The organism is Clostridium homopropionicum DSM 5847, from assembly GCF_001263795.1.
In the GTDB taxonomy this organism is placed as follows: domain Bacteria; phylum Bacillota; class Clostridia; order Clostridiales; family Clostridiaceae; genus Clostridium_H; species Clostridium_H homopropionicum.
Genome location: NZ_LHUR01000004.1, coordinates 1 through 12,002 on the forward strand (window position 1 = coordinate 1; position 12,002 = coordinate 12,002).

Sequence of the window (12,002 nt, forward strand, 5' to 3'; positions counted from 1 at the left end):
TTGGCTGTACGCCAATTAATATTGTATTTTCTTGAAATTTCTGATATTGATAGTCCTTTTAAATAGTCATTTCGTATTTCCAACCATAGATCCTCCTTCATTTCTACAACACCACCTCTTGTTTTTTTATAGGTAGTGTTCCATAATTTAATTAAGATCTATGCACTTTTTAATCGTTGTTTTTATGTATTTTATCATTGTGTTCTACATTACATAATCTCCGTTATTAATATTGGCCCCTATCATGCTGTCTCCCTTAACTTTTAAAACAAAGTACTGCTGATTTTCAGTGAACCATTCCTTTGGCAAGTACAATTTATTTTCTATCTCTTCATTCATTTGGATAGATATTACTGCCGCAATATTTCCATAAACAGCAAGTTTCTTTAGATTATCCTCTTTATATTCTATAGCTGCTTCACCATTTTTTAGGGTTAGCTCCTCTGGAAGAGAATCATCTTTCATCAAATGGAAGGTTTTATTATGCTTAATATCTGCATATTTAAATTCATATAATATCCCCCAGTTTTACCTGAATTAAGAACTTGTTTGAATCACAATCAACTCTTATGCAAAAAAATTTATCATTTTTTGCACTTTATGTGTATATTTTACCATAAAAACTGGACACTTATCACCTACTTTAAAAATTTTCTACAATATTTCCATAATTTTTTTGTATTTTGGGTCAAAAATCCAGTAGGAACTGAATAATTATTTTATTAAGCGCAAATCTCACACCACCGTGCGTACCGGTCTGGTACACGGCAGTTCTTTAGATATAAAAAAATAACCATCTTACTCTTAGCAAAATGGTTATTTTATGTATATAAATTATTTAATTATACTGGTCTACGTTTTAATATATTAATATCTACTTCATGTCTTCCTGTCATATCTTTTAACACTTCTATACTTTCTTTTATTTCCTTAACATCTTTCGAGGCACTTTTTACTGATAATTCCATTAAACTTGCTTTTCCTCTATTACTGAATCTATATTTTTGAATGATTTTTCATTTTGCTCTTTATGTGAAGTTTGTACTTCTGTAATTATATCTATCTTTTTTTCTATTGCTTCAAGTTTAATTAAATTCTTTTTTATATAGTTTTTAACTCCATTTACTTCATTTTCAAGCCTTGTTTGACCTTCTAATAATTTAATGAGTATATCTTTAATTTCATTATCCAAAATATCACCTCAAAATTGCTTTTAACTTATTTAACAGCCTTTAATTCAGCTATTTCTGCCCAATTTTCTCCTGTGGCTCTTATTACTCGTGTTAAATCCTTTTGCATATCTTTTACTCTTGGTGATGTATCTGTAACTGCTAATTCTATTACATTAAATCTATCTGATAATGATCTTCCATCTTTATCTTTTGCTCTATCTAATTGTTCAGTTAATGAAAATTGTACTTCTCCAACAATTTGAACTTTTTTATTTAAATCTTCAAGAAGCAAAGTGTTTTTATCTGTTTTTTTCTCAAGGCTTCCAATCCTGTGATTTGCTTCTGTAATATCAGCTTTCATGGACTTAATGTCGCCTTGCATAGAATTTATATCTCCTTGCATGGATCTAATGTCCCCTTGCATTGTTTTAATATCCCCTTGCATGGATTTAACATCGCCTTGAATTGATTTTAAAATTTGTAAAATTTCTATATCCATATATTTCACCGCCTAGGTATATTATAGCAAAGTCTTTATTTAATATCTATCGGGAAATAATAGCATTCTAATCTTATGAAATATCTAATCAAAAACTTATTCTACAGCACCTTCTGATACTCCGCCATCCATTTAAGCTTCACTATTCCCACTTTCCCATTTCTATTTTTTGCAATAATGTTCTCGATTATATCCTTGTCTTCAGTATCCCTGTTGTAGTAGGCATCTCTGTATAAAAACATTACAGCATCCGCATCCTGCTCTAGACTTCCTGATTCTCTAAGATCAGAAAGCATTGGTCTGTGATTTATTCTGGTTTCTGGTGCTCTTGAAAGCTGAGATAAGGCAATTACAGTTATGTCTAGTTCCTTAGCTAGAAGCTTTAATTCTCTTGATATTTTAGATATATCTATATTTCTGTTTTCTGCCCTTTCTTCACTATTTATAAGTTGAAGATAGTCTATTATTACTATGTCTAAGCCCTTTTGCAGCTTCAATCTTTTACATTCACCTTTGATGCCCCTTAGAGAGAATATTTTGTCATATATGTATAGGCTGGAGCTTGCTAAGTCTCTAGAAACCTCAGTGAGTTTTATCCATTCTTCATCAGTAAGAGAGCCATTTTTTATGCTGTTACAGTTAATTTCTCCTAAGGTGGAAAGTGCTCTTTCAAGAATTTGATTTTTGCCCATCTCCAGATTAAAGAAGGCTACCTTTGCCTTTTCCTTTAGGGCTGTATTTAAAGCTAGCTTTAATGCCATAGCTGTTTTTCCCATGGAGGGTCTTGCTGCTAGAATTATTAACTCTTCCTTGTTAAAGCCTCCGAGAATTTTATCAATCACCTTAAAGCCTGTACTTATGCCAGGTATTTTCCCTCCATTTTTGTAGCGGGACTCTATTGTATCTATAACTTCCATTAGGCTCTTTTCGGTGCTGCCATCTTCTAAATTATTTCTTCTTTTCAGCTTTAAAAAGGCGCTTTCCAGTGAATCTACTATTTCATCACTGGTTTTATCCTGCTTTTGGACTTCACTTATTTCCATCTGAAGGAGAGCCATTAGTCTTCTTAGATTTGCTTTTTCTTTAATTATTTCTCCGTAATGGAGCACATTATTAGAGGGCAGGGAGGAAGCGTAAAGCTCACTTAAGTAGCTAATACCTCCTATTTCCTGAAGGCTCCCACCTAATTTTTCACACAGTGAAACCACATCAATAGGCTTATCTTCCTCATATAGCTTAACTGCTGCATTGTATACAAGCTTATGCTTAGTATAGTAAAAATCATCACTTTCTAGAAAATCAATGATGCTGCAAAAAGCCTTGTTGTCTCTAAATAAGGCTCCTAAAATATTTATTTCTGCCTCCAGGTTGTAAAATCTATTAACCATAAGTGCCCCTCCTATTCTACGTAGACATAGGCATCAGCATTGGCACCTTGAAAATGAATTTCACTGGTCTTATCCTTGTTTTTATCCTTCCAATCCCTTTGGTAAGCAATAACTGCTTCACCTGAGGTAAGTCCAATGGTAAACCAATTATTTAAAACGGAATTTATATAGCTCATGGTTCTAGCATTGTGATGTACTGCCTCTTTAATTGCTAAAATAATAGCATCACAGCCTATATCCACACTCCAATCCTTTAACTTTTCATACTCTATTGGAGTTATTGGGTGGATGTTGTTATTAAATACTTGTACCACATCAGCCATATCTGAGGTTTTATCTTTGGCAGCAGCGTTAGAAGTTAATTGCAAATTTAAATTTTCTATTTGCTCTTCTTTTACTTCTTCTTTTTTAATTTCTTTTTTAATTTCTTCTTCCCCTAGGTCCTGATAAGCCCCTTGTAAGCCCCTTGTTTTTTTCTGAAAGCCAACTATATCCTTAAAAATCTCCTCAATAGGATATTCTAGTTTTTCGCATAGAGAGTAAAACTTATCCACAAATTCTTTATTTTTTACTTCCTTTAATTCCTTGTTTATACACAGAATTGTATTTTTACTGTTTATAAAATTATACTTTATCCAATTGGAAATCATGATTTCCTTTGTATTTTCGCAGTATTCTATCTTTCCATAATTAATAAATCTCTCTAAAAGCTTATCCACAGTTTCTCTATTATAGCCTGTTTCATATTCAATAGCTCTTTTAGGAAGCTCAAAAATTCCGCACTGCTTTGTGTTTGAACATTGAAGCAGATACACATAAAAGAATTTTTCCTCTGGTGTTAAATCCATAATAAAAGCGTCACGCCAAAATGATAATTGTAATTGTCTATATAATGCCATAAAAAAATCACCCTCCAAAATTTAATCTATAAGTTATATATGCACTTATAGATAAATTTGGAAAGGTGAAAGCATTTTTTAGAATACTTTTCTTAAATCTATAAGCAAATCCTCAAATATACTTACTTTTATTTCATTCTCTTGTTCATAGATTTCTGGCTTTCCATAAACTCCATTTTCATCAATTTTATAGACTAACACATTCTTGTCTTTTGGATCTACAATCCAATATTCCTTGACACCATATTCTCCATATAAATTGAGCTTTTTAACATAATCTATAAAGGTTGAAGCTGGTGATACAATCTCAACTACAAAATCTGGAGCTCCAATTGCTCCCCTATCATCTAACTTTTCTTCATCACATATAACAGTTATATCTGGTTGCACTACTGTTTTAATATTTTCATCAGAATAATCTTCCTTTGACAACCTAACATCAAAGGGAGCTGCATATACCTTACACTTTTTCCCTTGAAGATATGACTTTATATAGAAAAAAATATTTCCTAATATTTCTTGGTGAATTCTAGAAGGTGCTGGACTCATCATATATGTTTCCCCTTCTATTATTTCATATTTTTCTTCCGTCCAATTCATATAATCTTTATAAGTATATTGTTGATTTTTAATAGGAGTAGCCATTGTATTTCTTCCTTCTCCGTTGATTATATAATCTATTTAAATTATATCCAATAACTTTTATATTAACAACAATAGCTCACCTAAATAAAAAAGAAAAGTCCAGCAAGCTTATGACTTAAAACCTGTTAGACTTCTTAACTTCTATCTTCTTATTTTGCTGCAATCAAATCATTAATATATTTTATTAAATCATCATCCAGTATCTTAACTCCTGAAGAATTTAAATGATCTGCATCTTTAAAATTTTTGTCAGTAAACATATTTTTCTCTCTGTTTATAAAATTATAATCTATATATTCAACACCGTTTTTGTCTGCTATCTCTTGAAATTTATTGTGAAGTTCATCATAATTTTTAATTAGCTTTAATGAACTTGGTGGAAGTGGCGCTGTTACCATTATGACCTTTATGTTATTTTCTTTGCACAGCTTTAACACCTTATCATCATATGATAATCTTTTTTCGTTCCAGTTAGGTCCCTTATAATCCTTTAATTTATTTCCTGTAGTAAGTTCTGAATAGGATGCAATTCCATCATTGCTTACATATCCTAAACCTTGATAAACCTCACCCTTAGAGGATTCCACAGGAGCTTGTTGATTTTCTTCCTTACCTGTAATAAGCTGTTTAAACAAGTTGTATTCTCTCAACATATTTGCTTTTATTAAAGCTTTATTAGCCCAGTTATCCTTATCTCTTACTGCCATTAGTAATGCTTTAGGATAATCTTTGGGATTAAAATCATTAACTAAGCAAGAGAGCTTATTTAAGGAGGGTTTAAGATAATCATAGGTATAAGTAGCAGAGATAAAATCAGAATCTTCTCCTTCAGCAACTACAAAATACTGCTCAAAAACTACCACCTTTGGCTTTTGATATTTCAATACTTCCTTTAGCACATAGTAGCTGTCCACAGGATTCTGACTAGAGTGCCCCATATTGAAAGAATTAACCCCAAGTTTACTATTAAATATCTCAGGATCAAAGCTTCTATAAGCATGTGATGATCCTAAAAATATTAAATCTAAATTTTCTTTTTCCTTGCTAATATTATAAAATTCTTCCCATCTCATCCTAGGATGAAAATCGCTTTTATATCTCCCCGGGTCTAGTAAAAATGCTGCCTCAGCTTCTATTATAAAAAAGCAAACTACAAAAGCTGCTGCTTTAATTAATCTATTAATCCAAAGTCTAGAACTGAAAATAGATGAAGCTGGTTTTGGTCGCAACGTCATACACCCCCAATATTAGAATTGCAAAGATTAGCATGTAATAAAATGACCATCTGAATGCAATAGGCTTTCTATCAAAGAATTCCCACATGCCTTTTTTAATATTTATATAATCTATAAGCATTAGAAATAAAATCAAGATTACGCAAAGTATAAATTCACCATGGGAAGTCACTTGAAATAAACTACTTACCTTTCCAAAGTCATCAAACTGGAACATTCTTTTAATTATATACATTGCACTTGAAAGTGAAGTAGCTCTGAAAAATATCCATGCAAAGCATACTAGGGAGAAGGTTATGAGAGCTCGTATAAGTAAATATATTGAACTGCCTAAAGTTCCTTCTAATCTATTCTTAAAGCTCGTCTCAAAATTTCGCACTAGGTTTTCCAGTATAAGAAAAATTCCATTAAGGCTTCCCCATATAATATATGTAAAGTTTGCTCCATGCCAAAGTCCGCTAATTGCAAAGGTTATTAAAAGGTTAAACGCTCTTCTCCACCTAGAAACTCTATTTCCTCCAAGGGGTATATAAAGATAATCCTTAAACCAAGTGGATAAAGATATATGCCATCTCCTCCAAAACTCAGAAACAGTTTTAGAAAAATAGGGTTGTCTAAAGTTATCCATAAGCCTAAATCCCATAGTCTTTGCTGAACCTATAGCTATATCAGAATAACCTGAAAAGTCACAGTATATTTGAAAGGCAAAAAAAATTGTAGCTGCCACTAATGCTATACCACTATAACTCTCCGGAGAGCTGTATGCCTTATTAACATATATAGCTAGCCTGTCTGCTATAACCACCTTTTTAAAGAAACCCCAAAGCATTATCTTAAGACCAAATATAAATCCTTCAAATTTAAATTCATGTCTCTCATGAAACTGATGCAATACATTTTGAGGTCTCTCAATAGGTCCAGCTACAAGCTGAGGATAGAACATAACATACAAGGCGTAAATGATAAAGTTTTTCTCTGCCTTTTGCTTCTTTCTGTACACCTCTATTACATAGCTGAGACTCTGAAAGGTATGAAAGGATAAGCCTATTGGCAGTATTATTGATAATCCCTCTATTGGATAATTCCAATGGAGAAAGCTGGCTAGTTTTGAAATATTACTATTAAAGAAATTGAAATACTTAAACACAAACAGCAAACCCACATTTGTAAGTACACTTAAAATCAACAGAAGTTTTCTCTTTTCCCCTTGCAGCTTCTCCAAATATAAACCAGCAAAATAATCTACTGTAATGGCAAATAATAAAATAAGTATATATTTTGGAACAAAGCTCATATAAAAATAGCAGCTAAATAAAAGCAGCATAATAACCCTCAATTTCTGAGGCAAGACATAATATAAGGTAGTTACTATTATAAAAAACAATACAAAATGCAATGAATTGAACAGCATGGTTCCATGTTCCTCCAGAATTCAACATTATTCGATATAACATTACAATTCTAACATTGCTAAGTAGAGTTGTCTATAAGGCTTAGGCTACCATTAAAAAAGGTTGCTGAGAAATCAAATGATTTCCAGCAACCTTATACTTGTTGAACTTCTTAATGCTCTCCCTGAGCTTCTATTATCTTTTTTATTTTCTCAATGTCCTTATCCGTAACCCCTGTATACTTTTTTATTTTTTCTTCTGATTCTCCATCAGCAAGCATATTTTTAACTATATCAATTTTTGCTTCCTCTTTTCCTTCCGCTTTAATCCTTGGATCATAAAAGCTTTTTACCATACTCTCTACCTCCAAATCAAAGTCTCTATATTTTCCGTACATATTTATAAAATATGAATTCAAATTTTCAATAATTATATTCATTTCATCATAGTCTGCTATCTCTATTTTACCATCTTCATAGGCCTTATCAATAGCTTTAAGTGTATTGGATTTTTAATACTGAAAAGTTTTCTCATTATAGCAGGTAATTTTATTTTAAAATATTGAAGGGTTATAAAACAGTAAAGGTAATATTTATGAAATAGTTCTAAATATTTGAAACCTTAATTATTATCCAGTATAATAAAATGCGTGGATAACAGTAGAAATTAGTGTAAATAATGGGTTTGACACTTTTAAATATATTATCAGAAAAATATTTATTTTTATTGTAACGGAATACAGTTTTTGGAGATATATGCTATGTGGAGGTGAAAATTTGCAAGACATGGATTTAATATATAAAGAGCATGCTAAAAGTGTTTTTAAATATCTGGTAAGCCTTTGTCGTGACGTAGATTTAGCAGAGGAGTTGACACAAGAAACCTTTTACCGTGCCATATATTCCCTTGATACATATAATGGCTCCTGCAAGGTTTCAGTATGGCTTTGCCAAATTGCTAAACACATATGGTATCAAGAACTTGAAAAAAGAAAAAAATCTCGTTCTGAAGTTATTAGTGAAAATTTGCCTTCATCTGAAATTTCACCTGAAGAAAATGCAATTTTCTATGAAGACAAGCTACAGTTATATACAGCTATCCATTCGTTGGATCAGCCTATGAGAGAAGTAATGTATTTACGTATATCGGGTGAATTTAACTTTCGTGAAATAGGGCAATTTTTTGGCAAAGATGAAACCTGGGCAAGGGTGACTTTCTATCGAGCCAAACAAAAAATCGTAAAAGGGGTGAAGTAGAATATTGAACTGTAATATTGTTAGAGACTTACTGCCAATCTATATTGATGGACTAACTAGCGAAGAAACAGCGATTGAAATACAGGAACATCTACAAGGATGTGTTGAATGTAATAAGCTTTTTGAAGAAATGAAATGTCCAATAGAAAGTATTAACTTAGAAGCTGAAAATAGAGAAATCAATTATTTGAAGAAAATAAAAGCAAAAGCTGTTAAAAAGCTTGTAATTATTATTGCAATCATATTATTTATTTTCTCTATCTTGACCTATCTATTTGTTATAGGTTCACCTGTAAAAATGAAAGATATGGAATATACACAAAGTGTAGAAAACGGGAAATTGCGAATTGATTTCAATCTTATAAATGGCAAAGAATTAAATATGAAAACAAAATATCTTACTGAAGAGACAACAGAAGGCACTACCCAAATAATTATCATTAAGCCCTATGAGGTGCTGCCATCCCCAATTTATGATGGTACAAAATTTACGTATGGATATAAATTAGCAATAAATGAAGAAGGGTTAAGCGATAAAGAAAAGGCTTTTATGGAAAAGGCTAGGAAACGTGCAGGTCTCACTGAGAAACAATTGGGGAAAATGAAAATTATTCAAGTTAAAGTCATTATACAATTTGCAGATGATGAAGTTGTAATTATACCAGATAAAATTCTAAAATAAGATTTTGAATTATTATGAAGTGCTATAACAGCAAAATATTAGAGCCAATGTATTGGCTAATGGGGAGATAAAAGATGAAAAGAAAAGCTTTTTTATTAATTGTTTTTACACTTATACTTTCACTCTTTGTAGCTTGCGAAGGGCATACACTAAAACCAGATACTCCAGAAAATACTACATTACTATTGGATCTGAGAATTGGTGGTAATGAATATGAAAAATTTAATGAATTATTCAGTGAACAAAGGAAGAATGTAGTTTCCAAGGATATGCTAAAGGAGTTTAGTAATCTTTCTACTAAAGCTAGTATGCATACTCTCTATGAAGTTATTGAGTATTCAAACGGCGAAATGCTTTTAGTAAGACTGAATCAGAAACAAGGCAAGGGCGATTATAAAGTTGAAGATGTAGTAAGAATTCCAGAAGATATGAAAAAATTATTTATAACGGAGTGATATATTCATGGATATTATAGTTGCAATCATTACAATACTTATAACTGCAGCCATTCTAGGCTACTCAGAGATAGACAAGACTTCAAGACAGTTAATGCTTCTGGGCTTAGAAATTACTATTATCGGCGCTCTGCTTATGTTAATAGCCTTTTTTATTAATTCTAATACTGGTTTATTTTTAGTTGGTGAAGCTTTAACAATAATTGGTTTTATGGTTAATATATTTGGGTTCCGTAAAAAGTAACCTTGATAATAATTTACTTTATATTAAGCATTAAAAAAGGTTGCTTCAGAATCAAATAATTCTGCAGCAACCTTATACTTGTTTAACTTCTTAATGCTCTCCTTGAGCTTCTATTATCTTTCTTATTTTCTCAATATCCTTGTCAGTAACCCCTGTATACTTTTTTATTTTTTCTTCTGATTCTCCATCAGCTAGCATGTTATGAACAATATCGAATTTTTCTTTTTCTCTCCCTTTTTCTTCAATTCTTGGATCATAAAAGCTTTTTACCATACTCTCTACCTCCAAATCAAAGTTTCTGTATTTTCCGTACATATTTATAAAATATGAATTCAAATTTTCAATAATTATATTCATTTCATCATAGTCTGCTATCTCTATTTTACCATCTTCATAGGCCTTATCAATAGCTTTAAGTGTATTTTTTAGAAGAACCAGCATTTCTTCGTATAGTTGAAACATATCAGATTTTTTTATTTCATCTGCCCTTTTGCTAGAACTAACTTCACTCATTCTCTTTCTGAGTTTGAAAATCTGAAGAGGATAAAGCAGATACATATTTTGCTCATAAAGCTTTTTTAAATCGTAAGTCCAATACTTAAGCACTTTTATATCATAATCAAATAAGACACCTTTACCAAATTCCATTTCTAATTTAATAGTATCATTTACTCCTTCTATCTCCCCAATAAGAATAATATAAGGTTCTGGCATTTTTAACTTTATGCTTTCCTTTGCATTTGAATAATCTGCTAATTTCACAGCTCTTTCAAAGCTATACCTAAAAACTCTAACAGCAATTTCCTTATCAAATATTGTTTGAAACTCTAAAGCATATTCATATACATCATTACCCTCTGTTATAGTTATGTACATATCAGCATAGAAGCTTATTAGCTTACTAGAATTATTTTTTCTATTTATAATTTCTTTATCACTATAACTTATCTTAGCGTCATAGCTGATATTATCCCCATATATTGAATTTAAAAAATCAATAATGGGTATTGGATTTTTTATGCTGAAAAGTTTTTTCATTATAGCATCCATCTGCAGATAGCTTTTATATCCCACCTTATCCTCATTAATAAAATTGGTATTGTAGCAAAAGTTGTTAAAGATGTTCATTATAGTTTACCTCACATTTTAGAATACATTACATTAATATTATTACCAATCAACTCCTTTTTTCAAACATATGTTCGATAACTTTATTCTAAAATATTAAAGCGTTGTAAAACAGTAAAGGTAATATTTATCAAATGATTCTAAATATTTGAAAATTCAATTATTATCCAGTATAATGAAACGCATGGACGATAGTAAGATATAAAGAATTAAAGTGTTAAAGTGTTTTGGAGGAACATATTATGAAATTGATATCTGAAAAGGGTTGGTCAATAGTTCCTAAGGATGATAGTTTTCTATATCATGAGATTTCTGATAGAGGTGAGGAAATAGGTTATTTCAGTTATTCATTTGATAATATTTGTGAGATAGATAAGGATACTTATTCTAAGTGGAAATTTGGTTTAGGGTATAAAAATATATTAAAATTTTTTAATAATCACCCAGCACTACCAAGTTATGTAACACTGGAAGATGGTTCAATAATTGCTACAGAATTTAAAGGCTCATATATTCATAAATTCGATAAGAATGGCAATTTACTTTGGATAAATGATTCAATGTGTAAGCATGACAGTATATACAGTATAGCATTTTATAAGAATTTTCTTTGGTGTGTATACCCTGTTTCAAATATGATAAAAAAATTTTCGCTAAATAGTTTTGGTGAGGAGATATCAATAGGTGAACGAACAAATGGAATTTTTAATTACCCTGAATCTGCAATAGTTTATGATCATAAATTATATATATGCGACATGGGTAATTATAGAATTTGTACGGTAGATTTGGCCACGAACCAGGTGAAAGAGTATCTTAAATTTACTGAGCCTACATGGGAATATTTTAAGATTAACGGAAAAGAAATTGTTAGGCTACAAGGCTGTGTAAATAATTTTGTGTATTCTCTTTCTTTTGGCAAGTAATTTAGAAATAATAACTTTGTAGAAAAATGTAAGTTTAAGAAAATAGATCTCAGTAATCTATCAGTACTATACTGTATATTAT

General features: G+C 30.9%; 16 protein-coding genes. 5 read left to right on the forward strand and 11 right to left on the reverse strand.

Going from position 1 to position 12,002, the window contains the following annotated elements:
• Window positions 1–204 precede the first annotated feature (204 nt).
• The 10 genes from CLHOM_RS00030 to CLHOM_RS18620 form a co-directional block, all read right to left on the reverse strand.
• Entirely contained in the window at window positions 205–465 is a 261-nt protein-coding gene (locus CLHOM_RS00030) for a LexA family protein (RefSeq protein WP_052219626.1), read from the reverse strand.
• 377 nt (window positions 466–842) lie between these two features.
• Window positions 843–968 (reverse strand): hypothetical protein, encoded by a 126-nt coding sequence (locus CLHOM_RS18770; protein WP_278321715.1) that lies wholly within the window; start codon window positions 966–968, stop codon window positions 843–845.
• Complete coding sequence (locus tag CLHOM_RS18105) at window positions 968–1,192, reverse strand: hypothetical protein (RefSeq protein ID WP_052219627.1); 225 nt, start codon at window positions 1,190–1,192, stop codon at window positions 968–970. The genes CLHOM_RS18770 and CLHOM_RS18105 overlap by 1 nt, the downstream gene beginning before the upstream one ends.
• A 26-nt stretch (window positions 1,193–1,218) precedes the next feature.
• Entirely contained in the window at window positions 1,219–1,671 is a 453-nt protein-coding gene (locus CLHOM_RS00040; RefSeq protein ID WP_052219629.1) for a coiled-coil domain-containing protein, read from the reverse strand.
• A 101-nt stretch (window positions 1,672–1,772) separates the two neighbouring features.
• A complete protein-coding gene (gene dnaB / locus CLHOM_RS00045; RefSeq protein ID WP_052219630.1) occupies window positions 1,773–3,059 on the reverse strand; it encodes a replicative DNA helicase in 1,287 nt (428 codons plus the stop codon).
• An 11-nt stretch (window positions 3,060–3,070) separates the two neighbouring features.
• Window positions 3,071–3,958: a DnaD domain-containing protein gene (locus tag CLHOM_RS00050; protein ID WP_052219632.1), complete on the reverse strand. Its 888-nt coding sequence runs from the start codon at window positions 3,956–3,958 to the stop codon at window positions 3,071–3,073.
• A 78-nt stretch (window positions 3,959–4,036) separates the two neighbouring features.
• Window positions 4,037–4,603: a Uma2 family endonuclease gene (locus tag CLHOM_RS00055; RefSeq protein WP_052219634.1), complete on the reverse strand. Its 567-nt coding sequence runs from the start codon at window positions 4,601–4,603 to the stop codon at window positions 4,037–4,039.
• A 149-nt stretch (window positions 4,604–4,752) separates the two neighbouring features.
• The gene (locus CLHOM_RS00060) at window positions 4,753–5,832 is read right to left on the reverse strand and encodes a DUF1574 family protein (protein WP_052219635.1); all 1,080 of its coding nucleotides are present in this window, start codon (window positions 5,830–5,832) and stop codon (window positions 4,753–4,755) included.
• Entirely contained in the window at window positions 5,795–7,162 is a 1,368-nt protein-coding gene (locus tag CLHOM_RS00065; protein WP_242846714.1) for an MBOAT family O-acyltransferase, read from the reverse strand. Before CLHOM_RS00065 ends, CLHOM_RS00060 begins: the two co-directional genes overlap by 38 nt.
• A gap of 239 nt (window positions 7,163–7,401) precedes the next feature.
• A complete protein-coding gene (locus CLHOM_RS18620) occupies window positions 7,402–7,584 on the reverse strand; it encodes a hypothetical protein (RefSeq protein WP_052219637.1) in 183 nt (60 codons plus the stop codon).
• Window positions 7,585–8,014: 430 nt separating this feature from the next.
• On the opposite strand from CLHOM_RS18620, the gene CLHOM_RS00075 reads away from it, so the two are divergent.
• The 4 genes from CLHOM_RS00075 (at window position 8,015) to CLHOM_RS00090 (ending at window position 9,866) form a co-directional block, all read left to right on the forward strand.
• Entirely contained in the window at window positions 8,015–8,485 is a 471-nt protein-coding gene (locus CLHOM_RS00075; protein WP_341375785.1) for an RNA polymerase sigma factor, read from the forward strand.
• 4 nt (window positions 8,486–8,489) lie between these two features.
• A complete protein-coding gene (locus tag CLHOM_RS00080; protein WP_052219639.1) occupies window positions 8,490–9,167 on the forward strand; it encodes a zf-HC2 domain-containing protein in 678 nt (225 codons plus the stop codon).
• 74 nt (window positions 9,168–9,241) lie between these two features.
• On the forward strand, window positions 9,242–9,622 hold the full coding sequence (locus CLHOM_RS00085) for a hypothetical protein (protein ID WP_052219640.1): 381 nt from the start codon (window positions 9,242–9,244) through the stop codon (window positions 9,620–9,622).
• Window positions 9,623–9,629: 7 nt separating this feature from the next.
• On the forward strand, window positions 9,630–9,866 hold the full coding sequence (locus tag CLHOM_RS00090; RefSeq protein ID WP_052219641.1) for a hypothetical protein: 237 nt from the start codon (window positions 9,630–9,632) through the stop codon (window positions 9,864–9,866).
• 90 nt (window positions 9,867–9,956) lie between these two features.
• Here the strand turns inward: CLHOM_RS00090 and CLHOM_RS18625 are convergent, their stop codons facing one another.
• Window positions 9,957–10,994 carry an RpnC/YadD family protein gene (locus CLHOM_RS18625; protein WP_052219642.1) on the reverse strand — a complete coding sequence of 346 codons (1,038 nt, stop codon included), beginning with the start codon at window positions 10,992–10,994 and terminating at the stop codon, window positions 9,957–9,959.
• Window positions 10,995–11,236: 242 nt separating this feature from the next.
• Here CLHOM_RS18625 and CLHOM_RS18430 point away from each other — a divergent pair, with 242 nt between their 5' ends.
• Window positions 11,237–11,920, forward strand: coding sequence for an NHL repeat-containing protein (locus CLHOM_RS18430; RefSeq protein ID WP_074783026.1), 684 nt, complete (start codon window positions 11,237–11,239; stop codon window positions 11,918–11,920).
• Window positions 11,921–12,002 lie beyond the last annotated feature (82 nt).